The following is a 26,865-nucleotide window of genomic DNA, read 5'->3' as shown; positions in this document are numbered from 1 at the left end:
GCACTGCCTGTTTTTACCTGTGCATTACCTGGCCTGCTAGACGCGCGATACGGTGCGGAAGTTGCCTCGCGTGGGCAAACACACGCTGGGGCAGGGAAAGCGGTGGGGACGGGCCCGTGCCCCGTATGTGAAGTGGGGGCGTGAGGGTTGTGGGAGGTGAGGAGTGTGGGCTGTCGGCTTTCGCTTGTCGGGGGCGGTGGCCTTCGCCGGGGGCAGGCCGTGCTCAGGCGGTGGTGAGCCGGGCCAGGGCCTGAGGGACTTCCTCCACGGAGTCGACCAGGGCGATGCGCGCCGCCATGGGGCGGTCGGCAGCGAGCGCCTGGAGCAGCGGCCAGGTGGGCAGCTTCCCGGTCCAGTGCTCACGGTCGACCAGCACCATCGGCGTCGGCCCGCCCCGCGATCCGTAGTAGTTCGGGGTCGCGTTGTCGAAGATCTCCTGTACGGTTCCGGCGGCACCGGGAAGGAAGACGACACCGGCGTTGGAACGTGCCAGCAGGCCGTCCTCACGTACGGCATTCACGAAGTACTTGGCGATGTGCGCGGCGAAGGCGTTCGGCGGCTCGTGCCCGTAGAACCAGGTCGGGATGCCGATCGAGTCCCCGCCGCCCGGCCACTGGAGACGTACGTCGAAAGCCGCCCGCGCCCAGTTCGTCACCGACGGCGTGAAGTGCGGGGCCTTGGCGAGCAGGCCGAGAGCCTCGTCGAGCATCGCGTCCTGGAAGGGTGCGGAGTAGGCGCCGAGGTTGGCGGCCTCCATCGCGCCGGGGCCGCCGCCGGTGGCGACGGTCAGACCCTCGCGCGCCAGTTGGCGGCCCAGGCGGGCTGCGCCGGCGTAGGCGGCCGAACCGCGCTCCAGCGCGTGCCCGCCCATGACTCCGACGACACGGGCGCCGTAGAGGTGTTCGTCCAGCGCGTCCGAGACGGCGTCGTCGTGGATACTGCGCAGCATCGAGGCGAAGATGTCGCCGTCCGCCTTGGTCCGCTGGTACCAGCGGTAGGCACGGGCGTCCGGTGTCGCCTCGTAGCCGCCTTGTTCGAGTCCTCCGAAGAGTTCGTCCGGCCCGTACAGGCTGCCCCGGTACGGGTCGAACGGCAGGCCGGGTATCGGCGGGAAGACCAGGGCCCCGCCGGCACGCACCTTGGCGGCGGCATCGGACTCCATGGGGCAGCCGAGGAAGACCGCGTCGGAGGTATCCGTGCTGAGCAGCGCGAACGTACGGTCCGTCAGGTCGACGGACTGGACGCGGTAGCCGGCGAGGCTGCCCGACGCGGCGACATGGTCGAACTCCTTGAGCGATTCGATCTCGCGGTCGGGCCCGGCGTCCCGGGCGCGGGGTCCGGCAGAGGCGGGGGCGTCCTCGGGTACGCGGGGGCGGCCGGGCCCGGAGGGGCCGTGGGGCGTGGCGGGGCCGTGGGGCGTGGCGGGGAACTCGGAATCGGGCTGCACCCACGTCATGTTAGGTGCGAAGCGACTCCACGAGCGGGCCGAGGTGCCCGTCCTCGGCCGCGGCGTTGAGTGCCGAGCGCAGGGCCTCGTCGTAGGTCGGGCGCGCTTGCGCGTGGACGGCGCGGCCCGCCTCGGTGATGACGCTGTAGACGCCGCGCCGGTCCTTGGGGCACAGATCGCGGCGGGTGAACCCGGAGGACTCCAGACGGGAGGCGAGCCGGCTCACCGAACTCTGGTTGAGGCCGATGAGATCGGCGAGTTCCTGCATCCGCAGCTCACCGTCGTCGGCCTCGGCGAGCCGGGCCAGGGCCCGGTATTCCGACAGGCCGATGCGGTGGTGCCGTTGCAGTGCCTTGGCCAACTCCTGCTCGACGCGCGTGTGGAGAGTGCCGAACCGGTCCCAGTGTTCCGCGTCCATCGCGTCCATCACCCTCTGTGTTTTTCTTCGCGCGGATTCGCCCGATGCTCTTGACACCAGCGTACATGCACGGGCAACCTATGCATGTGCATGCAAGTGATGTGTGTACATGCATCGAAGGGGGTCGGTCATGATGTCCGTCAGCAGCGTTGAGCGAAGCGGTCGTACGTCCGGGGAAGGCGGCGAGGGGGAGGGTGCAGGGAAGGCGGGTGCATCGAGGATCGAGGGGATCGAGAAAGTCGCCACTACGCCGGACTGGTACGCGCCCTACAAGATCTCCCAGGCGGTGAAGGCGGGCGGTGTCATCTACGTCTCCGGCCAGGCGGGGATCGACGAGCAGGGACGGACGGTCTCGGACGACTTCCTGGCGCAGGGGCGGCAGGCGTTCGCCAATGTGGAGAAGGTCCTCGCCGCGGCCGGGGCATCGCTCGGCGACGTGGTGAGGGTCGGCATCTTCGTCACCGACATGGAAGCCGACCTCGACAAGGTCATCGCGTTGCGCGAGGAGTTCCTCTCGGAGCCCTATCCGGCGGACACGCTCCTTGAGGTGTCGTCATTGGCCCGGCCGGACTGGCGAATAGAGATAGAGGCCATGGCCCTCGCCCGCTGACGGCGCACGGCTGACGGCGCACGGCTGGGGGGCTCGCGGCCGACGGTGACGGTGTGACGGCAACGGGCGAGTGGGATGGCGGCGGCCTTGGAGGTCAGGCGCTGGTCGCTATGCCGGCGTTCTTGAGGATGTCGCGGGCCGGCAGGGCGACACTCTGGGCGGCGGTCAGACCGGAGGCGGCCAAGTGGGCGTCCGCGACCCGCAGGCCGGCCGCGTACCCGGCGGCAAAGGGCAGTCCTACAGGCTGTGCCCCCATGCGCTGTGCGATGGTGTCGCCGTAAATGTACGGAGGCATGTTCTGCATGCCGGAGACGTCGACGGCGGCCGTGACCTTCTCGTAGGCGTCGTCCAGCTCCGGACCGGACAGCTTTGTCGCCCAAGGGCCCATGGCCTCTTCGCCCGCCAGTTCCCGTACGAACGCCTCGGCCATTCCTTCGGCCACGACCTGTTCGCCCACCGTGACCGTCATCGGGTCCCAGACCACATTGGCGTAGCGCACGTTGTGGTGGAGCTCGTGGACGGCAGCGTGGTTGATCTTCGCCAGGCTGGTCTCGGTGGGCCACATCACGAGCTGGATCGCACCCGGGAAACCGCCCATGCCGGTGTAGCCGGAGTTGTCACCCATCAGGATGTCTTCATCGGGGTTGCCGAGAATCAAGACGACGTGCACGGTGTCGGCGGTCTTGATTCCGGGCACCGCGAGGAGCCGCTCCCGTGCGGTGGCGAGGGAGTCCTCGATCCGGCTCCACACATCCGCGTCCTGCATCTGCCGTACAGCGGCCAGACAGCGGGGGTCATCACGGTCGAAGGGGAAGCCGGCGCCCATGCTGTGCATCTGGACGAGGTCCACCTCGCCCATTCTCGCGGCCATCGGGCCGTGGAGCGGGCTGAGCATTTCTCGCAGGGCGTCGGGCCGCTCCTCCAGCGGACGCTGCAGGATGTCGATCATGGCGGACGCCGTGTCGTGAACAACGATCTTCATGACTCAGGACCGTAGGGCCTCCGGTTACCGGAGGGTCAAGGCGGAAGGACCAGATGATCAAGTCCGTTGACCAACCCGGACCCGGACCCGGACCAGCGAGAAGTGCCGCAGGCCATGCTCGACCTCGATGCCGGCCTGGTAACCGTCCGGCTCGGGCTGCTGCTGATCGCCGGCAGGGGCCTTTGCCTCCAGGGATTCGAGAACGACCTTGCCGTGCGCGGGACCGAGTTGCTGCGACCCTCGTTCAAGCGTGAGGAGAAGCGTCGGGGGAAGCGGCTGCTGACGTCGGTGCGCCAGTTGACCGAGTCTGTGAACGGGCCTCTCAAGGGTCAGTTCGCGCCGGAACAGCACGGCGCCGCACCGCTGAGGGCGTCGCGGTCCGCGTTGCCCGGTGCGTACTCGCCCTGGCCGCAGCCATCTGGCGTCATCACAGAAACGGCCGGCAGGTCACGGTCCCTGTTCGCGTTCGATCGCTGGACACATGGGACTTACTCGTCCAGGGGAGAGAGGGGCAGGCGAGGAGAGGGGAGGAGAGAGGGAGGAGAGGTGGGCGGTGGTGCTGGGGTGGAGGGTGCTGTTGGTGGATTCGGGGGGTTGGCCGGGTCCTGTGTTTCGGTGGATTGCGGGGCTGGTGCTTCTGGTGCGTGCGTCGGGCGGGTCAGCGGAGCACGGGTAGGGCTGCAAGTTCCGCGAGGGCCCAGGTCAAGGGGGTGAGGACGAGCAGAAGAGCGGTAGCGCGCAGGGCTGTGACGCGGTGGAGGAACGAGAGGGGGGTGCCCAGGCGCCGTAGGGCGGCGGTGGTGTGGGCGCGTGCCGAGCGGGTTTCCACCGCGGCGGTGAGGACGCTGATGCCGGCGCAGGCCAGGACCAGGGCCATGGCCAGGGCGGTGAGTGGTCCGAAGGGGCGGGCGCCGGACGTCTCGTACACCCTGATCGCCGCGTACGTGCCGGAGGCGACCACGCACAGAGCACCCAGGGGGCGGCCGATGCGGCGGGCCTCCTCCTGGAGGGCGCGGCCGGCCAGCAGGCGCACCGCGCCCGGGCGGCAGGCGCACAGCAGCCGGCCGCAGACATGGGCCAGTCCCGGCCCGGCCAGTACGAGGCCGAGGGCGGACAGTGCCCAGCCGAGCAGGACGCCCGGCGGGCTGTCGGTCAGGCGGCCGGGCAGGGGCAGCAGGCCGCCGGGGCCGGCGGAGCCGCGGCCGGTGTGGGCCTCCAGGGCCAGGCCCATGGCGGCCAGGGCGATGCCCCATGGGAGTCCGGCGGGGAGGGTGGGGCCGCCGGTCGCCTCGCGGCTGGTGGCGCCATGGCTGGTGGGACCGGGCGCGGCGGGACCGGGGGCGGTGGTGCGGGACGCCGTGGTGTGGGTGACGGCGGTGGTGTCGGTGAAGGGAGGGATGTGCTTGCGCGGGCGCAGGGCGACGGCGGTGACGACGGCGGCGCTCAGTGGCACGACGCACAGGAGAAGGAGCGTACCGGCCGGCGGCAGCGGGTGGCCGGCGCCGAGCAGACCGGCCGCCGAGCCGCTCAAGGGGCCGCGGTGGAAGTGGCCGCGCAGATGAAGGAAGGCCAGGGCGGCCAGGAGGCTGCCGAGCAGGCAGGACAGAGCGGTGGAGGTGGCGGCGAGCAGAGTCAGGCGTACGGAGCCGAGGCCGACGGCGGCCATGCCCCGGCGCAGGCGTGCGGCGGGGTCGGCGCGGGCCACCGACGCGGAGAGCTGGGCGGTGGCCGCCAGCGGCACGGCGCACCACATCAGGCGGGCGAGGGAGGCGGTGGCCGCGTCGGGGTGCGCGGTGGCGTGGCCCAGGGCGGCCAGCAGGAGGAAGCCGGTGCCCGCCGAGGCGGCGACGACGAACAGACGGCGCAACAGGACCAGGGGGTGGGAGCCGCGGGCTAGGCGGAGAGCGAGCACGCTGCCCTGCTTTCCTCGTCGCCGGCGCCGTCGCCCGGTCCGTCACCTGGTCCGTTGCTTGGTCCCTCGCTCGATCCGCCGCCCGGTCCGTCACTTGGACCGTCGTCGGAGCCGCCACCGGAACCGTCGTCGGAGCCGTCACCCGGGCCGTCGACGGAGCTGTCACCCGGCCCGTCGCCGGAGTCGTCGCGGGCGGTGCCGCCGGAGTTGTCGCCGGCACCGTCCTCGGAGTTCTCCTCGGGCGTGGCCTCGATCCGGCGGCCGTCGAGCAGGGTGACGGTGTGGTCCGCGAGGGAGGAGGTGGCAGGGTCGGCCGCGGCGAGGACGACGGTGATGTGGTGCGAGCGGGCCGCCGTGGTCAGGGTGCGCAGTACCTGTGCGCCTTCGGCGCGGTGCAGGGGCGCGGCCGGGTCGTCGGCGAAGAGGACCTTGGGGGCGGTGGCCAGCGCGCGGGCGAGGGCGACCCGCTGGCGTTCGGACTGGTCGAGCTGTGCGGGACGGCGGCGGGCGCACTGGCTCACGTCCAGCCGCTCCAGCCATTCGCCCGCGCTCTGCTTGGCGTCACGGCGGGGGATGCCGCGCAGCAGGAGGGGGAGGGCGGCGTTCTCCCAGGCGTTCAGTTCGGGGACGAGGCGGGGCTCGGTGTCGATCCAGCCGAAGTGGTCCAGGCGCAGACGCTCGCGGTTGCGCCTGGAGAGGGTGTGCACGGACGTATCGTTGAACCACACCTCGCCCTTGTGGGGCACGAGTTGACCCGACAGGCATCTCAGAAGGGTGGTCTTGCCGCTGCCGCGGGGACCGACGACGGCGAGGATCTGGCCCTCGCGGACACCCAGGGAGACCTCGGTGAGAGCGGTGGTACTGCCGTGTGCGTGGTGCAGGCCGTGGGCCCGTAGAACGTCGTTGTCGGGCGGGGCCACCATCTGCGCACCTCTTGCTCGCTCGCGTCCGTTCGTTCCCCCGACCGGGTGAACGACCATGGAGGGTATCGGTCACTGGCACGGTAAGGAGTGGCGGCCCCCGGCAATCGGCGCTCCGGGCGTGCAACGGCCCAGGTTCACTCATATGGCTTCATATAAGAGAACCCGGGCCGGTGGGTATTCAGTTGTGCATCATTGGCCGAAAGAGCGTCCGGAGCGCGGCGGGATCACAGCCTGGATGGCGTGGGACCACCATGAGCACCGCTTGTGCCGGGCGGGATCAGAGCTTGGTCCATGCCTCGGTGAGGGTGGCGCGCAGGATCTGTTCGATCTCCTCGAAGACCGACCGGTCGGAGATCAGCGGCGGGGCGAGCTGGACGACCGGGTCACCGCGGTCGTCGGCGCGGCAGTAAAGGCCGTTGTCGTACAGGGCCTTGGAGAGGAAGCCGTACAGGACGCGCTCGGTCTCCTCGGCGTCGAAGGACTCCTTGGTGGTCTTGTCCTTGACGAGTTCGATGCCGTAGAAGAAGCCGTTGCCGCGGACGTCGCCGACGATCGGCAGGTCGTACAGCTTTTGAAGCGTGGTCAGGAAGGCGTGCTCGTTGTCCAGGACGTGCTGGTTGAGTTCCTCGCGCTCGAAGATGTCGAGGTTGGCCAGGCCGACGGCGGCGGAGACCGGGTGGCCGCCGAAGGTGTAGCCGTGCAGGAAGGTGTTCTCGCCCCGGTAGAAGGGCTCGGCCAGGCGGTCGGAGACGATGCAGGCGCCGATGGGGGAGTAGCCCGAGGTCATGCCCTTGGCGCAGGTGATCATGTCCGGGACGTAGCCGAACTTGTCGCAGGCGAACATCGTGCCCAGGCGGCCGAAGGCGCAGATGACCTCGTCGGAGACCAGCAGCACGTCGTGCCGGTCGCAGATCTCCCGTACGCGCCGGAAGTAGCCGGGCGGCGGGGGGAAGCAGCCGCCGGCGTTCTGCACCGGTTCCAGGAAGACCGCGGCGACGGTGTCCGGGCCCTCGAACAGGATCTGCTGCTCGATCTGGTCGGCGGCCCAGCGGCCGAACGCCTCGGGGTCGTCACCGAAGAAGGGAGCGCGGTAGATATTGGTGTTGGGGACCTTGTGGGCGCCGGGGACCAGCGGCTCGAAGGGGGCCTTCAGCGCGGGCAGGCCGGTGATGGACAGGGCGCCCTGCGGGGTGCCGTGGTAGGCCACGGCGCGGGATATCACCTTGTGCTTGGCGGGCCTGCCGGTGAGCTTGAAGTACTGCTTGGCCAGCTTCCAGGCGGTTTCGACGGCCTCGCCGCCGCCGGTGGTGAAGAAGACCTTGTTCAGGTCGCCGGGCGCGTAGCCGGCCAGCCGCTCGGCGAGTTCGACGGCTTTGGGGTGGGCGTAGGACCACACCGGGAAGTAGGCCAGTTCCTGGGCCTGCTTGGCGGCGGTCCCGGCGAGTTCGGCCCGGCCATGGCCGGCGTTGACGACGAACAGGCCGGACAGCCCGTCGATGTAGCGCTTGCCCCGGTCGTCGTAGATGTTGGTGCCCTCGCCGCGCACGATGGTGGGCACCGGCGCGTTCTCGTAGGAGGACATGCGGGTGAAGTGCATCCACAGGTGGTCGTACGCCGTCTTGGAGAGGCCCTCGCTCATCGCTGTCCCGTTCCCCAGGTGTAGGTCTGTTTCCGGAGCTTGAGGTAGACGAAGCTCTCGGTGGTCCGGACGCCGGGCAGGGCGCGGATCCGCTTGTTGATCACTTCCAGGAGGTGGTCGTCGTCCTCGCAGACGATCTCGGCCAGGAGGTCGAAGGAGCCCGCGGTCATGACCACGTATTCGACCTCTTCCATGGTGCTCAGCGCGTCGGCCACGGGTTCGAGGTCGCCCTCGGCGGTGATGCCGACCATCGCCTGCCGGCGGAAGCCGACCGTGAGGGGGTCGGTGACCGCGACGATCTGCATCACGCCCTGGTCGAGGAGCTTCTGTACGCGTTGCCGTACGGCCGCCTCCGAGAGGCCGACGGCCTTGCCGATCGCGGCGTACGGACGGCGCCCGTCCTCCTGGAGCTGCTCGATGATCGCCAGGGAGACGGAGTCGATCGACGGGGTGCCGTTTCTGTCACGTGTGGCCACGCACCTCACTGTGCACGAGCCTCGTCTGTCGCGCAAGCAAGTTTCGATGAAATCAGTTGCATAAGAAACGGAAAACCACTGATTCCGTCGTTCATGCTGGTTGGGTATGTCGAAAGCGTCACCTCGGCGACTAGGGTGGGACCGTCTCAACCCATGGACAACGGACCACAGGACACCGACAGGAGGGGTCGCACAGTGACCACCGAGCAGGGGCAACTGCGCAAGCTCCGCAACTACATCGCCGGGGAGTTCCGGGACGCGGCCGACGGGCGTACGACACAGGTGGTCAACCCGGCGACCGGTGAGGCGTACGCGACCGCTCCGCTGTCCGGCGCGGCCGACGTCGATGCCGCGATGGCCGCCGCCGAAGCGGCCTTCCCCGCCTGGCGCGACCTGGTCCCCGCCGAGCGCCAGAAGGTGCTGCTGAAGATCGCCGACCGGTTCGAGGAGCGGGCGGAGGAACTGATCGCCGTCGAGTCCGAGAACTGCGGCAAGCCGATCGCGCTCGTACGCTCCGAGGAAATCCCGCCGATGGTCGACCAGATCCGCTTCTTCGCGGGCGCGGCGCGGATGCTGGAAGGCCGCTCGGCCGGCGAGTACATGGACGGCTTCACCTCCATCGTCCGGCGGGAGCCGGTGGGTGTGTGCGCCCAGGTGGCGCCGTGGAACTACCCGATGATGATGGCCGTGTGGAAGTTCGCCCCGGCGCTGGCCGCGGGCAACACCGTCGTCCTCAAGCCCTCCGACACCACCCCCGCCTCGACGGTCCTGATCGCCGAGATCGTCGGCGGGGTGCTGGACGAACTCGGCCACTCCCGCGGCGTCTTCAACGTCATCTGCGGCGACCGTGACACCGGCCGCCTGATGGTCGAGCACCCGGTCCCGGCGATGGCCTCGATCACCGGGTCCGTACGCGCCGGGATGCAGGTCGCCGAGTCCGCGTCCAAGGACCTCAAGCGGGTCCACCTGGAGCTGGGCGGCAAGGCGCCGGTCGTGGTCTTCGAGGACACCGACATCGCCAAGGCCGTCGAGGACATCTCGGTGGCGGGTTACTTCAACGCCGGCCAGGACTGTACGGCCGCGACCCGGGTGCTGGTCCACGAGGCGATCCACGACGAGTTCGTGACCGCGCTGGCCAAGGCCGCCGACGACACCAAGACCGGTGCCGCCGACGACGAGGACGTGCTCTACGGGCCGCTGAACAACGCCAACCAGCTCGCCCAGGTCAAGCGCTTCATCGACGGGCTGCCCGCGCACGCCAAGATCGAGGCCGGCGGCCAGCAGGTCGGCGAGAAGGGCTACTTCTTCGCCCCGACCGTGATCTCGGGCCTCAAGCAGGACGACGAGATCATCCAGCACGAGGTCTTCGGCCCGGTCATCACCGTGCAGTCCTTCCGCGACGAGGACCAGGCGGTGGAGTGGGCCAACGGCGTGGAGTACGCGCTGGCGTCCTCGGTGTGGACCAAGGACCACGCACGTGCGATGCGGATGTCCAAGAAGCTGGACTTCGGCTGTGTGTGGATCAACACCCACATTCCGCTGGTCGCCGAGATGCCGCACGGCGGGTTCAAGAAGTCCGGTTACGGCAAGGACCTCTCGGGCTACGGCTTCGAGGACTACACGCGCATCAAGCACGTGATGACCTCACTGGACGGCTGATCCACGACCGTGGTCACCGTGCCGCCCGCGTACGGCGTGTGCGCGGGCGGCGGGGGAGGGCGGGGGTGCGGGGACGGTCCGGCAGGACGTGACCCCGAAGCCGCCGACGCCTCTACACCAGGGACTGGCGGGTCCAGCCGGCGGTGTAGGTGTCGATCTCCGTGGTCAGGGCCTTCTTGGCGGCGGTGTCCATGAACGACGCCTCGACGGCGTTCCTGGCCAGCGCCGCCACCCCGGCCGCGTCCAGGCCCAGCAGCCGCGCGGCGATGCCGTACTCGATGCTCAGGTCCGTGCCGAACATGGGCGGGTCGTCGCTGTTGACCGTGACCAGGATGCCCGCGTCGACCATCTCCTTGAGCGGGTGCTCCTCCAGGGTGGGTACGGCGCGGGTGGCGATGTTGGAGGTGGGGCTGACCTCCAGCGGGATGCGGTGCTCGGCGAGGTGGGCCAGCAGCTTCGGGTCCTGGACGCAGCTCGTGCCGTGGCCGATGCGCTCGGCGCGCAGGTGGGTCAGGGCGTCCCAGATGGTCTGCGGGCCGGTCGTCTCACCGGCGTGCGGCACCGAATGCAGACCGGCGGCGATGGCACGGTCGAAGTACGGCTTGAACTGCGGGCGCGGTACGCCGATCTCCGGGCCGCCCAGCCCGAAGGAGACCAGGCCCTCGGGCCGCAGGTCGCACGCGATGCGGGCGGTCTCCTCGGCGGACTCCAGGCCGGCTTCGCCGGGGATGTCGAAGCACCAGCGCAGCACCACGCCCAGCTCGGACTCCGCGGACCTGCGCGCGTCCTCGATCGCCTCGATGAAGGCGACGTCCGGGATGCCGCGGCGGGTGGAGCTGTAGGGGGTGACGGTCAGCTCGGCGTAGCGGATGTTCTGCCGGGCCATGTCGCGGGCGATCTCGTACGTCAGCAGCCGTACGTCCTCGGCGTCGCGGATCAGGTCCACGACGGAGAGGTAGAGCTCGATGAAGTGCGCGAAGTCGCGGAAGGTGAAGTAGTCGGCCAGCGCCTCGGGGTCGGTGGGGACCTTGGAGTCGGGGTGCCGGGCCGCCAGCTCGGCGACGATGCGCGGCGATGCCGAGCCGACGTGGTGGACATGCAGCTCCGCCTTGGGCAGTCCCGCGATGAACGCATCGAGATCGGACAACGTTTCCTCCTGGTCCAAGAGCGGTCGCCGGGCACGTGATGGTCATCGTATGTGTGTCCGCCGTACGCGTGCCGGGCAGGTCTTAGCATGGCGGAACAGTGAAGGGGGAGGGTCATGTCCGACAGTCAGCAGCAGCCCGAGACGCGCGACCCCTGGGCGCCGCCCCGTCAGGACAGGGCGCCGCTGGCCGAGCCGTCGGCGGGCAGACCGCGCAAGGACCGGTGGGACGGCGGCCGGTCCAACTGGCATGCCGTACCGCCGCCTCCTCCCGCGCCCGGCCTGCCGACGGGTTTCGCGCCGGTGGGCTCCGGCTCCGCGTACGGGCCGCCGCAGTCCGAGGCGTGGCCCGGCAGGCCGCCGTACGGGCAGCGCCGGCTGGCCGGCCCGCCCGGCGAGCCGGGGGCGCCGGACGGCTTTCCCGGCCACCCCGCTCATCCCGGTCTGCCCGCCGGTCACCCCGGTTACCCGGGCCAGGCGCACGCGTACGGGCCGTGGAGCGGCTACCCCTATCCGGTGGGCACGCTGCCCGCGCCACCGGGCAACGGCTTCGGCACCGCCGCCCTGGTTCTGGGCATAGTCGGCGCGGTGCTCGGTATCAGCGTCGTCTTCGGCATCGTCCTCGGCGTCCTCGCGATCATCTTCGGGGGCATCGGCCGCTCCAAGGCGGCCAGGGGCGAGGCGGCCAACGGCGGTACGGCGCTGGCCGGCATCCTCCTGGGTGTCCTGGCGCTGCTGGTGAGCGTGCTGATGATCGTCGTCACCGTGACCGACCGGAGCGGCGGCTACGGGGGTGACGGGGGCGATGTGGGCGGAGACGACCCCGGCTACGGCGACACCTACGACGCCGCGCCCGCCGTACCCGTACCGGCTCGGATACGCGCACACTCCGGACCGGCGCCGGTCCGCGCCGCAAACGTGCCCGCGTCGGCGGGTGCGGCGTCGGTCACGGCCGCCCTCGCGGGCATGCGGCCGTACGCGTCGGCCCCGGGGGCCCCGTTGGCCACCCCCACCGACACCCGTCCGCGCGCGTACGCGCACACGTACACGTACGTGCCCGTCCCGGTCACCACCGGCCGGGCCGCCACTCAGCCGCGGCCCGCCTCTCAGGCCGCGGGCGTCGCCGCCAGCCGCTGACGGGCCTCCATCAGCGCGAAGCCCAGCAGGTTCAGCCCGAGCCAGCGCTGGGGGCTGTCCGCCCGCTCGTCGTCGGCCGCCAGGCCGATGCCCCATATCCGGTCCAGCGGGCTGGCCTCCACCAGCACGCGGGAGCCCGTACCGAGCAGGTAGTCGCGCAGCGCGGGGTCCTGGCCGAATTTGTGCACACTGCCCTCGACGACCAGGTCGAACCGGTGCTGCTGCCAGGTCTCCTCGTCATAGCCGCGCACCGAGCGCCCGGCGTCCTTGGCCTGCTTGGGGTGCTTGGCGTCCAGGGCCCGCCGCTCCGCCTCCGGGTCCCCGAACAGCCGGGCCTTGCCTGCCATCATCCAGTGCTCGGCGGTGGCGTACCGGACCCCGTCGACGGTGAAGGGGGAGGGCCACCACTGGCTGAAGCAGCTCGGGCCCAGACTCCCGTCCCGCCGCGGGGTGTGCCCCCAGAAGAAAACGTATTTGTGGCGCTCACCGGCGCTCGCGGCGGCCACCAGCTCCTCGACCGACCGCGGCCCGTCGGCAGCGGACACCGCCGCGGTGCTCGCGGTCCCGGCCGCGGCGTTCTCCGTCGCCGTACGCTTCGGCGGAGCGCCGTCCACCGAAGCCTCCCGCGCCGGCCGTCCTGGTCCTGCCCCCGTCGTGCTCATCGTCCCCGCCGTCCCCGTGGTGTCGTGCTTCATGCCGGGATTCTGTCAGCGGGCACTGACAAGGCATCTGGCGCCCCCGCACAAAAAGCGCCGAATCCGTCGCGTAATCAAAAGGCAACAACGGAATCCCTTGCTGACGGACCGCCCTCCTGCCAGGATCGGCCTCCAATTCCGGATCCAGCTACGCCCGGCCGTGCCGCTGAGCGGCTCCGGCGGCCCCGGCCGGGCGCCCGGCGGAGGAGAGCACGTGAAAATGCGATCCGAGGTCACCGAGCGATGCGCCCGGGGCGCGCGGTACATCGTCGGCCGGCCGCGCCGGGGCACCTCCGGCCCACCCTGGTCACCGGCGCCGGCCGGCTCGGTGAGATCCTGTGGCGAGAGGTTTTCGGCCCGGTGCCGGCCGTGCCGCCCGCGGGCCGCGGGCGGGCCGCGTCCGGGTGCATGACCACACCCCGGTGCTGAGCGGGATGCGGCACGACGGCTCCCGGGCGTCGGGCTCCTGCCTGGCCGTGTCCGTGTATTCCTACGATGAATACACGCAGGTCAGGCATGTGATGTATGACAGCACGGGAGTCGCCGCCAAGGACTGGCACCGGACGGTCTTCGAAGGGCCGCAGCCGACTCCTCCCGGCGACCGCCGGACGGCCGTGACCGCTTCGGGGCCGTACCACCACCAGGGCCGTACCACGGGGCCCGTCCACCACCGGCTGACCGCCGGCTCCCTCCTGAAAGGGCACCGCGCATGGAGCAGCGCCAGCAGGCCGAAACCTTTTCCCCGGCCGAGCTCGCCGCCGTCCGCCGTAGCCTGACCGACGGCCGGCTGGCCATGACCCGCCGGTCCCTGCTGCGCGCGGCGGGCGCGGGCGCGCTGGCCGCGGGAGCCCTGGGCCCGCTGGCGGCCTGCGGCATCCCGCCCGCGGGCCGTAAGGACGCCGCGGCGTCCCGGGACCACTCCCGGGAGGAGAAGCGGGTGGTCTTCTCCAACTGGACGGAGTACATGGACGTCAGCGACGACGGCAAGCGCCGCCCGTCGCTGGAGGGCTTCACCCGGCGTACCGGCATCGCGGTGAAGTACACCGAGGACATCAACGACAACGACGAGTTCTTCGGCAAGGTCCAGGCCCAGCTCGCGGCGGGCCAGGACACCGGCCGCGACCTGATCGTGCTGACCGACTGGATGTGCGGCCGGATGATCTCGCTGGGCTGGATCCAGAAGCTGGACGCGGCCAACCTGCCGCACGCCTACACCAACCTGGCGCCGCAGTTCCGCAACCCCGACTGGGACCCCGGGCGCGTCCACTCCTACCCCTGGACGGGCATCCCCGCCGTCATCGCCTACAACCGGAAGGCCACCGGCGGACGCACGGTCGACTCGGTCGGCCAGATGCTGGAGGACCCCCGGCTCAAGGGGCGCGTCGGATTCCTCTCGGAGATGCGCGACACGATGGGCCTGACGCTGCTGGACATGGGGAAGCGGCCCGAGGAGGTCACGGCGGATGATTACGGCGCCGCCGTCGCACGCCTTCAGAAGGGCGTGGACAGCAAGCAGATCCGCCGGTTCACCGGCAACGACTACATCAACGACCTGAGCAAGGGCGACCTGGCGGCCTGTATGGCCTGGGCGGGTGACATCGTCCAGCTCCAGAAGGACAATCCGGACATCGGGTATGCCGTTCCCAAGGCCGGCTACATGCTCTCCACGGACAATCTGATGGTGCCGAACCAGGCCCGCCACAAGAAGAACGCCGAGCGCCTGATCGACTACTACTACGAGCCGAAGGTGGCGGCGCGGGTCGCGGCGTACATCAACTACGCCTGTCCGGTCGACGGCGTACGCGAGGAGCTGGCGAAGATCGACAAGGAGCTGGCGGCCAGCCCGCTGATCCTGCCGGACCGGGAGACGGCAGCCGCCGGGCACGTCTTCCGTGCCCTGTCGGCCGAGGAGAGCAAGGATTTCACGCAGAAGTTCTCCGACCTCACCGGGGCCTGAGCACCGCCGGAACCGCGCACGTCCCGATGCGACGCACGATGTGACGCACCGTTCCGGCCTCCGCCCCGCCTCATGACAGCGCACCGGCGCCCCACCTTCCCGCCTGCCCGCCGCCCGACACCCCCCACGCCCGACACCCCCACGCCCGGCAGCCCCCGCCGCCCGACCTCCGACCCCGGGACCACAGATGACGCAGCACTCCGGAGGCGATGTCCGCCTCACCGGGATCAGCAAGACCTACGGCTCCTCCTTCACCGCCGTGCACCCGCTGGACCTCACCGTCCCGCGGGTTCCTTCTTCGCCCTGCTGGGCGCCTCCGGCTGCGGCAAGACCACCACCCTGCGCATGATCGCCGGCCTGGAGGAGCCCACCACCGGAACGGTCGAGCTGGCCGGGCAGGACGTCACCGCGCTGCCCCCCTACAAGCGCCCGGTCAACACCGTCTTCCAGAACTACGCGCTCTTCCCGCACCTGGACATCTTCGAGAACGTCGCCTTCGGCCTGCGCCGTCGCGGCGTCAGGTCGGTCAGGAAGCAGGTCGAGGAGATGCTGGACCTCGTACAGCTCGGCCCCCTGGCCCGCCGCAGGCCGCAGCAGCTCTCCGGCGGACAGCAGCAGCGCGTCGCGGTCGCCCGCGCCCTGATCAACCACCCCCGGGTGCTGCTCCTGGACGAGCCACTGGGCGCCCTGGACCTCAAGCTGCGCCGTCAGATGCAGCTCGAACTCAAGCGCATCCAGACCGAGGTCGGCATCACCTTCATCCACGTCACCCACGACCAGGAGGAGGCCATGACGATGGCCGACACGGTCGCGGTGATGAACGGCGGCCGGGTGGAGCAGCTCGGCGCCCCCGCCGATCTGTACGAGAACCCCGCCACCACCTTCGTCGCCAACTTCCTGGGCACCTCCAACCTCATCGAGGCCGAGGTGGTGGCGGCCGACGGTGACGAGCTGCTGCTCAAGGCCGGGGAAACGAAACTTCGGCTGCCCGCGCGCCGATGCCGCGCCGGCTCCGGCTCCGGCCGTACCCGGACCGTCCGTACAGGGACCGGCCGTACAGGGACCGTCCGTAGGGGAGAGAAGATCCTGGCGGGAGTACGCCCGGAGAAGATCACCCTTACCCACGCCGACGACGCCGGAACGATCGCCGAGGGCCACAACCGGCTGCCCGGCCGCATCAAGGACGCCGGTTTCCTCGGCGTCTGCACGCAGTACGTCATCCAGGTCCCGGGAGCGGGAGAGCTGTCCGTCTACGAGCAGAACACCGGCCGCGACACGCGGATGGTCCCCGGCGCGGACGTGGTCCTGCACTGGAACCCCGCACACACCTTCGGGCTGGACGCCTCCCAGGACATGACCGCGGGCGCGATCACCGATGAAACCGACGGGACGAACGAAACCGGCGGGACGAACGAGACCTCCGAGACCGACGAGACCGCCGAGGGGCCCGCATGAGCAGCACCGACGTGCCTCCCCGGACGTCCGGAGAGCCCACCCCGCAGCCCACGCCCCGGTCCACCGCCCGCACCGCCCGCAAGCGCCTGGTCCCCTACTGGCTGCTGCTGCCCGGCATCCTGTGGCTGCTCGTCTTCTTCGCCGCGCCCCTGGTCTACCAGGCGTCCACCTCCGTGCAGACCGGCTCCCTGGAAGAGGGCTTCAAGGTCACCTGGCACTTCGCCGCCTACTGGGACGCGCTGGGCACGTACTGGCCGCAGTTCGTTCGCTCCGTCCTGTACGCCGCCACCGCGACCGTACTGTGTCTGCTCCTGGGCTACCCGCTGGCGTATCTGATCGCCTTCAAGGCCGGGCGCTGGCGCAACGTGGTGATGGTCCTGGTCATCGCGCCCTTCTTCACCAGCTTCCTGATCCGTACGCTCGCCTGGAAGACGATCCTGGCGGACGGCGGCCCGGTCGTCGGCGTACTGAACGGCCTGCACGTCCTGGACGTCACCAGGTGGCTGGGGATCACCGAGGGGCACCGGGTGCTGGCCACGCCGCTGGCGGTGGTCTGCGGACTGACGTACAACTTCCTGCCGTTCATGGTCCTGCCGCTGTACGGCTCGCTGGAGCGCATCGACCCCCGGCTCCAGGAGGCGGCGGGCGACCTGTACGCCCGTCCGGTCACCGCCTTCCGCAAGGTGACCCTCCCGCTGTCCATGCCGGGGGTGGTCGCCGGCACGCTGCTGACCTTCATCCCGGCCTCGGGCGACTACATCAACGCCGAACTGCTCGGGTCCACCGACCAGAAGATGATCGGCAACGTCATCCAGTCCCAGTTCCTGCGGGTCCTGGACTATCCGACGGCCGCGGCCCTGTCCTTCATCCTCATGGCGGCCATCCTCGCGGTGGTCACCCTCTACATCCGCAAGTCCGGGACGGAGGACCTGGTCTGATGGCCCTGCTCAAGTGGCTCCGCCGCCGTCTGGTGGTGATCGCGGGCCTGTGCACGCTGGCGTACCTGGTCCTGCCCAACCTCGTGGTGCTCGTCTTCTCCTTCAACAAGCCCAACGGACGCTTCAACTACGCGTGGCAGCGCTTCTCCACGGACGCCTGGACGGACCCCTGCGGCGTCGCCGACCTGTGCGGATCGCTGGGGCTCAGCCTCCAGATCGCCCTGTGGGCGACGCTCGGCGCCACCGTGCTCGGCACGATGATCGCCTTCGCGCTGGCCCGCTACCGCTTCCGGGCCCGCTCCGCCGTCAACACCCTGATCTTCCTGCCGCTGGCGATGCCCGAAGTGGTGATGGCCGCCTCGCTGGCGACCCTCTTCCTCAACATGGGCATCGAGTTCGGCTTCTGGACGATCCTGATCGCGCACATCATGTTCTGTCTGAGCTTCGTGGTGACGGCCGTCAAGGCCCGCGTGATGAGCATGGACCCCCGGCTCGAGCAGGCGGCCCAGGACCTCTACGCGACCCCGGCCCAGACCTTCCTGGGCGTGACGCTGCCGATCGCCGCGCCCGGCATCGCGGCCGGCGCGCTGCTCTCCTTCGCCCTGTCCTTCGACGACTTCATCATCACGAACTTCCAGGCCGGCTCCACCGTGACCTTCCCGATGTTCGTCTGGGGATCGGCACAGCGGGGCACACCCGTTCAGATCAATGTCATCGGAACGGCGATGTTCCTGATCGCCGTGCTCTGCGTACTGATCGGCCAACTGGCCGCGGGACGCCGTAGAAGGAGCTGAGAACCATGGCACGAGCTGCCATGTCCCATCCCGTCCGCGCCCTCGCGGACGCCTGTCCCGCCCCCTTCTGGCTGGAGGACCCGGACCGTCCGGCCGCCCTGCCCGCCCTGACCTGCGACGAGACCTGCGACCTGCTCGTCGTCGGCGGCGGATACTCCGGTCTGTGGACCGCACTGATCGCCAAGGAACGCGACCCGGACCGCGACGTCGTCCTCGTCGAGGGCCAGGAGGCCGGCTGGGCCGCCTCCGGGCGCAACGGCGGCTTCTGCGCGGCCTCCCTCACCCACGGGCTGGGCAACGGCCTCGCCCGCTGGCCGCGGGAGATGGAGCGGCTGGAGGAACTGGGCGCCCGCAACCTCGACGCCATCGAGGACACCCTCGCCCGCCACAAGATCGAATGCTCCTTCGAACGCACCGGCGAGATCGATGTCGCCACCGCGTCCCACCAGGTCGCCGAGCTGCGGCAGACCGCCCGGGACGCCGCCCGGCTGGGCCTGGACCGCCATGTCTTCCTGGACCGGGACGCGCTGCGCGCCGAGGTGGACTCGCCGGCCTTCCTGGCCGGCCTGTGGGACCGCACCGGCGTGGCCATGCTCCACCCGGCCCGGCTCGCCTGGGGCCTCAAGCGCGCCTGCCTGGCACTGGGCGTACGCATCTACGAGCACACCCCGGCCACGGCACTGGTCTCCCACGGCCCCGGAACGGCCGTCCGCACCCCGCACGGCAGGGTCTTCGCACGGCACGTGGCGCTGGGCACCAACGCCTTCCCCTCGCTGGTCCGCCGCGTACGGCCGTACGTCGTGCCCGTCTACGACCACGCGCTGATGACCGAACCGCTGGACGCGGACCAGCTCGCCGCCGTCGGCTGGCGCCACCGCCAGGGCCTGTCCGACAGCAGCAACCACTTCCACTACTTCCGCCTCACCGACGACCACCGCATCCTGTGGGGCGGCTATGACATCGTCTACCGGTACGGGGGCAGGGTGCGCCGCGCCTACGACCACCACCCGGCCACGTACGAGAAGCTCGCCCGCCACTTCTTCCGCTGCTTCCCGCAGTTGGAGGGCGTGCGCTTCAGCCACGCCTGGGGCGGCGCGATCGACACCTGCTCCCGCTTCTCCCCCTTCTTCGGCACCGCGCACGGCGGACGGGTGGCCTACGCCGCCGGGTACACGGGCCTGGGTGTGGGCGCCACCCGCTTCGGCGCCGAGGTGATGCTCGACCTGCTGTCCGGTGAGCGCACGGAGCGTACGTCGCTGGAGATGGTGCGCTCCAAGCCGCTGCCGTTCCCGCCCGAACCGCTGCGCTGGGCCGGGATCGGCATCACGCAGTGGTCGATGACCCGCGCCGACCGGCGGGGCGGGCGCCGCAACCTGTGGCTGAAGGCGATGGACAAGGCCGGGCTGGGCTTCGATAGCTGACGGCCGCCGAACAGGGACAGGGAACAGACGCCGGCCGTCGCGCAGGGGCCGTCGGCCGTACGGCAGGTGCCAATCGCCCTACGGGTACGGCTGTCCGCCACCCCGGAAGAGAAGTTGGCCCTCGTCACCGCCACGTCACCGCCACCGTCGGGAAAAAACCCGGGCAAGCCGCGTAAGAGTGGCGCCGCCGCACGCTCTCTCCAGGCAGACAGCGGCCCGCCCGGGCCGCGGAAGCGAGGAGGCCATGGCAGCGGCAGCGCCCAAAAGCGCGGTGGAATGGCTGGCGGCGGCGGCCCCGGACCCCGGAGCCTGCCTGCGGGAATGGGAGCGCAACCCGTTCGGGGTGACTCTCCTTCCCGCCGGCAGGCTTTGGGACGTCCTGATCGTCCGGGGCGAACTGGGCTACCCGGCCCTGGACGTGCTGGGGCGGGTCCTGGACCGCCCGGGACCCGTCCTGGCCGACTTCGGCGACTCCCGGGCGGGCTTCTTCGTACCGCCGGGCACGGTCGCCCGCTGGCTGGGTACGGGCGTACGCGGCGCCGGCCGCGGCACCTGGATCGTGGTGCCCTACCCGGGGCGTGCGACGGGCGGTGTGCGCTGGCTGGTGCCACCGGACGGCTCGGGCGCGCTGACCGACCCGGCGGTACTGGAACTGGCCCTGCACGAAGCCGCGGCGTCCCTAGGGCGCTTCTGACGGATCTCCGCGGCCTCGCGACGCCCGGCACGCACCCTCGCCGCACGGCGCAAAGGGACAGGTGGCTCCGCCACATGACCCTTCACACCGCACGCCGAGCGCACGCACCGAACACCGCTCCGTCTTCCACGGAGATCCATCAGAAACGCCCTCGCCCGCGAGGAATGAGACGTTCCTCGGGCGTTGCGGGTATTTCCGGCGGCCAACTGAGTCTTCCGAGCGCGGAATCCGTGATCAGGGGTGGGGCGACCGCGGGGGCCGCCCCGGCCGCGGACGGCGGCGTGAAAGCGCCTGCCGCCCGGCTCGCCGCGCGGAATACGCAAGGGGAGACCACCATGCGCACATCGCCGCACCTTCTCGGCCGACTGGGCGTCGATCCGCTGACGGAATCCGTCTACCGCGCGATGCTGGCCCATCCGGAGGATTCACCGGAGGCCGTACGGGACCGGCTGGCCCTCACCGGCGAAGAACTGCGGGCGGCCACCGGACGGCTCGCCGACCTGGCACTCGTACGGCCGTCGGCGGAGGACCCCCGGAAACTGTACGCGGTCAGCCCGCGGCTCGGCATGGACATGCTGCTGGGCCGCCAGCAGGCCGAACTCGCCGCCCAGCAGCAGCGCGTGGAGGAAAGCCGGGCCGCCGCCGCCCGGCTGATATCGGAATTCGCCGTGCAGTACCGCGCCGCCCCCGACAACGGCCCGGCCCTGCTGGCCGGCGCCGACCGCATCGGTGACGGCATGACCGAACTCGGCGACAAGACCGTGGAGGAATTCCACCTGCTCGCCGCGGGACGCGACCGGGAACGCGGCCGGGAGAGCGGCCGGGAGAGCGGCCGGAACAACGGGTGGGAGAACGGCCGGAACAACGGGCGGGAGAGCGGCCCGGGGAGCGCCGACCTGCCGGTGCCCCGATCGCTGTACGAGCGGATGCTGGGGCGCGGCGTCACCGTGCGTACCGTCCGCCTGGACAGCTCCCGGCACGACCAGGAAGCGGTGGCGCACGCCCGGTGGCTGGCCTCGATCGGCGGCCAGGTCCGTACGACCGCCGCCCTGCCCACCCGGATGGCGCTCTTCGACCGGCGGACCGCGATCGTCTCCTCCGGAGGCACCGAGCCCGCCCGGACAGCGGTGGTGGTGCGGGTCCCGGGCGTGGTCAGCGCGCTGTGCGCGCTCTTCGACGGAATCTGGGCGAACGCCGACCGGTTCGGACCGCCACCGCGGCGCGACGCCGGCGCCTTCACCCCGCAGCAGATCGCGGCACTGCGACTGCTCGCGGACGGCCACACGGACGCCACCGTCGCCCGGCACCTGGGCGTCTCCGCCCGCACGGCCCGTCGCCTCGCCACCGAGGCCATGGCCGGAATGAAGGCCCGCAGCCGCTTCCAGGCCGGCGTCCTGGCCGTACGGCTCGGCCACCTGCCGGCTTCCTCCCCGTAGTACGCGCACGTGCACTCGGGGCACGGACCCGGCCTTCCCACCGGGACTTCCGGTTGGGCGGGTGCCACTCCGGGGGAGGGCGCCGGATCAGCGGGGCGGCGGCGACCAGCGGGACGGCGGCGACCAGCGGGCGCGGGCCGCTGAGAAGGCCGGGAGAAGAATGCCGGCCAGGCACCAGCTTGCGGTGACGTCGAGGGGCCAGTGGTAGCCGTGGCGTACCAGGCCGATGCCTACGGCGAGGTTGAGGAGTACGGCCGCGGCGGCCAGGGGGCGGCGGGCGCGGGGGTGGCGCCAGGCCAGGAGGAGGGCGGCGGCGCCGTAGGCGATGGCGGCGGTGGCGGCGTGGCCGGAGGGGAAGAAGTTGTCGGGTGCGCCGGTGGCCACCATGGGCGGGGGGCCGGGGCGGGCGAGCCAGACCTTGAGGGGGACGACCAGGGCGGGGACGGCGGCCATGGTGGCGAGGGCCGCCAGGGGTGGCAGCCACCAGCGGCGGTCGTGGGGGGTGTTCGCCTGTTCGGGCTCTGAGGGCCGGGGCGGGCGGGCGGTATGTGCGGCGTAGGCGGTGTATGCGGCGCAGAGAGCGAGGACCGGCAGGGCCACCGCCGTGTTGCCCAGGTCGGCGAAGAGTCCGGCCAGGGAGGTGGGGAGCAGCCTGGTGAGGGGCGTGCTGGTGGCGAGGGTACGGCCGAGGTGCTCGTCCAGGGTGCGCAGCGGGCCGTGGGAGACGACCTGCCAGGCGAGGACGGTGAAGAGGAGGGCGGACAGGAGGGCGCCGAGCGCGTAGACCGTCCCCTGGGTGAGCCGGCGGCCTCGGGGAGGGGTCGGCCGTCCCGGAACAGGGGGGGTGGTTCCGGGACGGCCGGGATGACCGGTGGTCCGCGCGCCCCGGGGGTGTGGGGCGGGCGGCCATCCGATCGGTGAGGAAATCCGGGGCCCGGGGCCCCGGTGTCGTGCGCCAGGGCACGGCCGGGCCGGAGCCGGGGAAGCGCCGGCCGGGCGTCACTCGCAGTCCCCTGCGAGCGGGGTGTTTCTCTCATCTGCGAAAACCGTACGGCAGACAGGGCCCGTCCGTCAGCCGGAACACCCGGCCGCCATCGCCCCCGCACATCTTCTTCACGTCATGCGCCGGGAACGGAGGGGGATGAGGAGGCGGCGACGGAGGGAGCCGGGGGCGGGTCACGGGGCCCTGGTGAGGGATCAGAGCGTTGCGAAGGCGGCTTCCAGGATGTCCAGGCCCTCGGTCAGCAGGTCATCGCCGATGACCAGCGGCGGCAGGAAGCGCAGCACGTTGTTGTACGTACCGGCGGTCAGGACGAGCAGGCCCTCCTGGTGGCACGCCTTGGCGAGCGCGCCCGTTGCCTCCGGATTCGGGTCCTTCGTACCGGACTTCACCAGCTCGATGGCGATCATCGCGCCGCGTCCGCGGACGTCGCCGATGATGTCGTACTTCTCCGCCATCGCCGTCAGACGCGCCTTCATGATTTCGCCGATCCGCCGCGCCCTGGCGTTCAGGTCCAGCTCACGCATGGTCTCGATCGAGCCCAGCGCCGCCGCGCAGGCGACCGGGTTGCCGCCGTACGTGCCGCCGAGGCCGCCCGCGTGCGCGGCGTCCATGATCTCGGCGCGGCCGGTGACGGCGGCGAGCGGGAGGCCGCCCGCGATGCCCTTGGCGGTGGTGATCAGGTCCGGGACGATGCCCTCGTCCTCGCAGGCGAACCACTGTCCCGTACGGCAGAAGCCGGTCTGGATCTCGTCCGCGACGAAGACGATGCCGTTGTCCTTGGCGAACTGCGCGATGGCCGGCAGGAAGCCCTTGGCCGGCTCGATGAAGCCGCCCTCGCCGAGCACCGGCTCGATGATGATCGCCGCCACGTTCTCCGCGCCGACCTGCTTGGTGATCTGCGAGATGGCCTGCTCGGCGGCCTCCTGCGCGCAGTTCTCCGGCCCGGTCAGCCAGCGGTAGGGGTAGGCGAGGGGGACGCGGTGGACCTCGGGGGCGAACGGGCCGAAGCCGTGCTTGTACGGCATGTTCTTCGCGGTCAGCGCCATCGTCAGGTTCGTACGGCCGTGGTAGCCGTGGTCGAAGACGACGACCGCCTGGCGCTTGGTGTACGCACGGGCGATCTTGACGGCGTTCTCGACCGCCTCGGCGCCGGAGTTGAACAGCGCGGACTTCTTGGCGTGGTCGCCGGGGGTCAGCTCGGCGAGCTGCTCGCAGACCTCCACGTACGGCTCGTACGGCGTGACCATCACACAGGTGTGGGTGAAGTCCGCGAGCTGCGCGGTGGCGCGCCGCACCACGGCCTCGGCGCTGTTGCCGACCGAGGTCACGGCGATGCCGGAGCCGAAGTCGATGAAGGAGTTGCCGTCCACGTCCTCCAGGACGCCGCCGCCCGCGCGCTTGGCGAACACCGGCAGCACGGCACCGACGCCGCCGGCCACGGTGGCCTGCTTGCGCGCCCACAGCTCCTGGGACTTGGGGCCGGGGATCGCGGTGACGACGCGACGCTCCTGGGGGAGGGAGGGGCCTCCGGACAGTTCGGTCATGGCAGTCTCCTGGGGTGGAACGGGACGTACTGAAGGGGTTGTGCTCGCAGGCTAGGCGGGCGTGGCGGACTCGGGCATGTTCCGTTCGGGAGAAGTGGGCGTGTTGCGTTGTCCTCGGCGGACATAGAGACGGAGCGCGGGCACTACATTGAGCACGGGTGAGGCCCCAGGGGCCGGACACGGCTTACGGCTTCGCGGCTTGCAGGCTCCGGCCTTCACGGCTGTGCGGCTGCATGGCTTCATGGCTTCACGGCTTTTTCGTGGCTCAAGGAGGGGGACGAGGGCACCGGATGGACACCGAGGGCACGCACGAGGCACACGACACACGGTCCGGGACACGGTCCGGGCGGCGGGTGCCGCGTCCGGCCGCGCCTCCCATGCCGGCCACGCCTCCGACGTCACCCGCTCCCTTACCGGCCTCCGATTCCGTCCCGCCGTCCGTCCGGATTCCTCCGGTGCCTGCGGCGCCTCCGGTTCCTCCGGCGCGGCCGGCCGTACCGCCCGGGGAGCCCGTACAGCGGGCAGCCGGACAGCCCACCGCCGAGCCGCCCCTCGTCCGCTGGCTGCGCACCCCGCGCCGGGCGACCGCGCCCGGCATCTGGGCGTACGGGCACGTACCCAAGGCCCCCGAGGAGCCGGACCGGGTCCCGGCGCGGCAACTGATCGTCGGCGCGCTGATCTCCTTCCTGTGCGGCTGGCTGCTGTGGTCGCTGCTGTGGAACGGCTACCTCGGCAACTACTGGGTGTGGCCACTGGCGGTGCTCACGCCCGACTCCTGGCGTACGACGGACGACGGGATCCAGGCGTACACCTGGGCCACCTACATCTATTACGGCCTGTGCATCGCGCTCCTGGTGGTCGTCTTCGGACGGCTGGGCCGCTGGCGGGAGGTGGGGCGCCGGTTCGTGCTGCCCCTGCTGCGGCGCGTACGGGACCGGCGTCCGCAGGCCGCGCCCGAGCCCGCGGCGGACCGTGCCCAGTGGCCGGAGCTGCGCGCCCACGGGGCGTCGGACGCCGCCGACCGGCTCGCCGCCGAGGCCCGCTCGGGCCGTATGAACGACGTGGACGCCGCCCGTATCGAGCGCGCCTGGCGTTCGGTACGGACCGGCGCGAACTCCCTGGCCGCCTTCACGGACACCGTGCTGCGGCACGGCGCCGCGGCCTGCGCCCACCCCTCCGGTCAGCGCGACCTGCCCGCCCGCTCCGCCCGGCACGACCTGCTGGCCCACCAGGTCCGCATCGGCACCGCCGCCGAGGACCCGCGGAACCCCTACGGGCACCGGGGCGCCGGCATCGCCCTGGACCCCGCCCTGCTGGGCACGTCCCTGCTGGCCGTCGGGCCGCCCGGGGCCGGCAAGACCAGCCGGCTGGTGCGGCCGGTCGTGGAGGCGATGTGCCTCCAGGCGCTGGCGGGGCAGTGTGCCGTGGTCGCCGTCGGCGCGGCCGGGTCGAGCCCGGTGCCGGACGACGCCTTCGATGTGGTGGTCCGGATCGGCGGCCCCGACCCGGACTGTGACCTGGATCTGTACGGCGGTACGGCCGACCCGGACGAGGCGGCGGGCATCCTCGCCGAGGCGCTCGTCGGCGACCTGACCGCGACCCTGCCCGGCGGTGACAGCCGGCGCGCCGCCACCGCGCTCGCGCAGCTCCTGGGGCCCTTCCACACGGCGTACGGCCGCTTCCCCGCCGTGGCGGAACTGCGCGAGCTGCTGGACGGGTCGCCCGCCGTGCTGGCCCGGCTGCGGACCAAGCTCAAGGCGGCGGGGGAGGAGTCCCTGCTGCGCGAACTGGACGCACGCGAGCGCCAAGGGGGCCGTGGCGGTGACGTCGGCGAACTGCTCGCCGACCGGATCGCCCTCCTGGACCGTCCGGCCTTCGCCGGCTTCTTCGACACCTCCGGCCGTACCCGCCAGGTCTCGCTGCGCGCCCTGGACCACCCGCTGCGGGTCCGTATCGACCTGCCCGAGCGCGGCCACGCCGAGGCCTCCCGATTGCTGGCGCGGCTGGTGCTGGCGCAGTTCACGGAGTGCGCGGTCGCCCGCGGCGACCGCTCCCTGTTCGCCTGCGTGGTCCTGGACGACGCCTCGCACGTGATCACCGCCGAGGCGCTGCGCGGTCTCCAGCGGCTGCGCTCGGCCAACGCCGGCGCGGTGCTCACGCTGCGCTCCCTGGACGAGGTTCCCGAGGCGCGGCGCAGCGCGCTGCTGGGGGCCGTCGGCTGCCGGATGGCCTTCGCGGGCGTCACGACGTGGGACGGCGCGCGGTTCGCCGAGGTGTGGGGCAAGGAGTGGGTCCAGACGCGGGACGTGACCGACCGGCAGGTCATCGCCGAAGGGGCGGCGATGAAGGCCCTGCACATCCTGCGCCAACTGGTGACCGGCAAGGCCGTCACCGCCAAGGCCGTCACCGTACGGACCGTCGAGCGCGAGCGGTGGTCGGCCTCCGACCTGGCCAACTCCGTACCGGCCGGCCACGCGGTGCTGTCGGTCACCTCGGTACGCGGCGAGCACGCGCCCCCGGTGCTGGTGGACCTGCGGTCCTGAGCGGGGGTGGTGGGGTCGGGTCCGGTTCCGTATACGGC

Annotated in this window: 21 protein-coding genes and 2 pseudogenes; 11 read left to right on the top strand and 12 right to left on the bottom strand. The window is 71.3% G+C overall.

Annotated features, from left to right (window positions below; all coding sequences use genetic code 11):
- Nucleotides 1-223: 223 nt before the first annotated feature.
- Both KGS77_RS08980 and KGS77_RS08975 read right to left on the bottom strand, forming a co-directional pair.
- Nucleotides 224-1,303, bottom strand: a complete 1,080-nt coding sequence (locus KGS77_RS08980) for an LOG family protein (RefSeq protein WP_242587364.1) — start codon at nucleotides 1,301-1,303, stop codon at nucleotides 224-226.
- Nucleotides 1,304-1,457: 154 nt separating this feature from the next.
- Complete coding sequence (locus tag KGS77_RS08975; protein ID WP_242587363.1) at nucleotides 1,458-1,865, bottom strand: MarR family transcriptional regulator; 408 nt, start codon at nucleotides 1,863-1,865, stop codon at nucleotides 1,458-1,460.
- 130 nt (nucleotides 1,866-1,995) lie between these two features.
- Here KGS77_RS08975 and KGS77_RS08970 point away from each other — a divergent pair, with 130 nt between their 5' ends.
- Nucleotides 1,996-2,475, top strand: coding sequence for a RidA family protein (locus KGS77_RS08970; RefSeq protein WP_242580129.1), 480 nt, complete (start codon nucleotides 1,996-1,998; stop codon nucleotides 2,473-2,475).
- Between the two features lie 94 nt (nucleotides 2,476-2,569).
- Here the strand turns inward: KGS77_RS08970 and KGS77_RS08965 are convergent, their stop codons facing one another.
- The 6 genes and pseudogenes from KGS77_RS08965 to KGS77_RS08940 form a co-directional block, all read right to left on the bottom strand.
- Nucleotides 2,570-3,457: a DUF2268 domain-containing putative Zn-dependent protease gene (locus KGS77_RS08965; protein ID WP_242580127.1), complete on the bottom strand. Its 888-nt coding sequence runs from the start codon at nucleotides 3,455-3,457 to the stop codon at nucleotides 2,570-2,572.
- Between the two features lie 57 nt (nucleotides 3,458-3,514).
- Nucleotides 3,515-3,808 carry a hypothetical protein gene (locus KGS77_RS08960; RefSeq protein WP_242580125.1) on the bottom strand — a complete coding sequence of 98 codons (294 nt, stop codon included), beginning with the start codon at nucleotides 3,806-3,808 and terminating at the stop codon, nucleotides 3,515-3,517.
- 307 nt (nucleotides 3,809-4,115) lie between these two features.
- Nucleotides 4,116-5,369, bottom strand: a complete 1,254-nt coding sequence (locus KGS77_RS08955; RefSeq protein WP_242580122.1) for a hypothetical protein — start codon at nucleotides 5,367-5,369, stop codon at nucleotides 4,116-4,118.
- A gap of 254 nt (nucleotides 5,370-5,623) precedes the next feature.
- A pseudogene (locus KGS77_RS08950) lies at nucleotides 5,624-6,292 on the bottom strand (ATP-binding cassette domain-containing protein); the annotation flags it as partial.
- 277 nt (nucleotides 6,293-6,569) lie between these two features.
- Nucleotides 6,570-7,931, bottom strand: a complete 1,362-nt coding sequence (locus KGS77_RS08945) for an aspartate aminotransferase family protein (RefSeq protein ID WP_242580119.1) — start codon at nucleotides 7,929-7,931, stop codon at nucleotides 6,570-6,572.
- A complete protein-coding gene (locus tag KGS77_RS08940) occupies nucleotides 7,928-8,407 on the bottom strand; it encodes an Lrp/AsnC family transcriptional regulator (RefSeq protein WP_242580117.1) in 480 nt (159 codons plus the stop codon). Before KGS77_RS08940 ends, KGS77_RS08945 begins: the two co-directional genes overlap by 4 nt.
- A gap of 195 nt (nucleotides 8,408-8,602) precedes the next feature.
- On the opposite strand from KGS77_RS08940, the gene KGS77_RS08935 reads away from it, so the two are divergent.
- On the top strand, nucleotides 8,603-10,066 hold the full coding sequence (locus KGS77_RS08935) for a gamma-aminobutyraldehyde dehydrogenase (protein WP_242580115.1): 1,464 nt from the start codon (nucleotides 8,603-8,605) through the stop codon (nucleotides 10,064-10,066).
- 112 nt (nucleotides 10,067-10,178) lie between these two features.
- Here the strand turns inward: KGS77_RS08935 and KGS77_RS08930 are convergent, their stop codons facing one another.
- Entirely contained in the window at nucleotides 10,179-11,213 is a 1,035-nt protein-coding gene (locus KGS77_RS08930) for an adenosine deaminase (protein ID WP_242580113.1), read from the bottom strand.
- A 114-nt stretch (nucleotides 11,214-11,327) separates the two neighbouring features.
- Between KGS77_RS08930 and KGS77_RS08925 the strand changes: the two genes are divergently transcribed.
- On the top strand, nucleotides 11,328-12,347 hold the full coding sequence (locus tag KGS77_RS08925) for a DUF4190 domain-containing protein (protein ID WP_242580110.1): 1,020 nt from the start codon (nucleotides 11,328-11,330) through the stop codon (nucleotides 12,345-12,347).
- On the opposite strand, the gene KGS77_RS08920 is transcribed toward KGS77_RS08925, so the two are convergent.
- The gene (locus KGS77_RS08920) at nucleotides 12,317-12,892 is read right to left on the bottom strand and encodes an NADAR family protein (RefSeq protein WP_242587362.1); all 576 of its coding nucleotides are present in this window, start codon (nucleotides 12,890-12,892) and stop codon (nucleotides 12,317-12,319) included. The two genes, KGS77_RS08925 and KGS77_RS08920, sit on opposite strands and share 31 nt — an antisense overlap.
- A gap of 859 nt (nucleotides 12,893-13,751) precedes the next feature.
- Between KGS77_RS08920 and KGS77_RS08915 the strand changes: the two genes are divergently transcribed.
- From KGS77_RS08915 to KGS77_RS08885, 7 genes and pseudogenes are all read left to right on the top strand, one after another.
- Nucleotides 13,752-14,999, top strand: coding sequence for a spermidine/putrescine ABC transporter substrate-binding protein (locus tag KGS77_RS08915; protein WP_242580108.1), 1,248 nt, complete (start codon nucleotides 13,752-13,754; stop codon nucleotides 14,997-14,999).
- A 187-nt stretch (nucleotides 15,000-15,186) separates the two neighbouring features.
- Nucleotides 15,187-16,454 (top strand): annotated as a pseudogene (locus tag KGS77_RS08910) (ABC transporter ATP-binding protein).
- Entirely contained in the window at nucleotides 16,451-17,392 is a 942-nt protein-coding gene (locus KGS77_RS08905) for an ABC transporter permease (RefSeq protein WP_242580106.1), read from the top strand. Before KGS77_RS08910 ends, KGS77_RS08905 begins: the two are co-directional and overlap by 4 nt.
- Nucleotides 17,392-18,186 (top strand): ABC transporter permease, encoded by a 795-nt coding sequence (locus KGS77_RS08900; protein WP_242580104.1) that lies wholly within the window; start codon nucleotides 17,392-17,394, stop codon nucleotides 18,184-18,186. Before KGS77_RS08905 ends, KGS77_RS08900 begins: the two co-directional genes overlap by 1 nt.
- Nucleotides 18,187-18,191: 5 nt before the next feature.
- The gene (locus tag KGS77_RS08895) at nucleotides 18,192-19,607 is read left to right on the top strand and encodes an FAD-dependent oxidoreductase (RefSeq protein ID WP_242580102.1); all 1,416 of its coding nucleotides are present in this window, start codon (nucleotides 18,192-18,194) and stop codon (nucleotides 19,605-19,607) included.
- A 244-nt stretch (nucleotides 19,608-19,851) separates the two neighbouring features.
- On the top strand, nucleotides 19,852-20,301 hold the full coding sequence (locus tag KGS77_RS08890) for a hypothetical protein (protein ID WP_242580099.1): 450 nt from the start codon (nucleotides 19,852-19,854) through the stop codon (nucleotides 20,299-20,301).
- Between the two features lie 335 nt (nucleotides 20,302-20,636).
- The gene (locus tag KGS77_RS08885; protein WP_242580098.1) at nucleotides 20,637-21,737 is read left to right on the top strand and encodes a helix-turn-helix transcriptional regulator; all 1,101 of its coding nucleotides are present in this window, start codon (nucleotides 20,637-20,639) and stop codon (nucleotides 21,735-21,737) included.
- Between the two features lie 87 nt (nucleotides 21,738-21,824).
- Here KGS77_RS08885 and KGS77_RS08880 read toward each other — a convergent pair whose 3' ends face one another.
- Complete coding sequence (locus KGS77_RS08880) at nucleotides 21,825-22,337, bottom strand: phosphatase PAP2 family protein (protein ID WP_347404459.1); 513 nt, start codon at nucleotides 22,335-22,337, stop codon at nucleotides 21,825-21,827.
- Nucleotides 22,338-22,934: 597 nt separating this feature from the next.
- Complete coding sequence (gene gabT, locus KGS77_RS08875) at nucleotides 22,935-24,284, bottom strand: 4-aminobutyrate--2-oxoglutarate transaminase (protein WP_242580097.1); 1,350 nt, start codon at nucleotides 24,282-24,284, stop codon at nucleotides 22,935-22,937.
- Nucleotides 24,285-24,574: 290 nt separating this feature from the next.
- On the opposite strand from gabT, the gene KGS77_RS08870 reads away from it, so the two are divergent.
- On the top strand, nucleotides 24,575-26,827 hold the full coding sequence (locus KGS77_RS08870; RefSeq protein ID WP_242580096.1) for an ATP-binding protein: 2,253 nt from the start codon (nucleotides 24,575-24,577) through the stop codon (nucleotides 26,825-26,827).
- Nucleotides 26,828-26,865: the final 38 nt, after the last annotated feature.

The organism is Streptomyces sp. MST-110588 (assembly GCF_022695595.1).
GTDB lineage: Bacteria > Actinomycetota > Actinomycetes > Streptomycetales > Streptomycetaceae > Streptomyces.
This window is presented reverse-complemented; position numbering and strand designations above follow the sequence as displayed.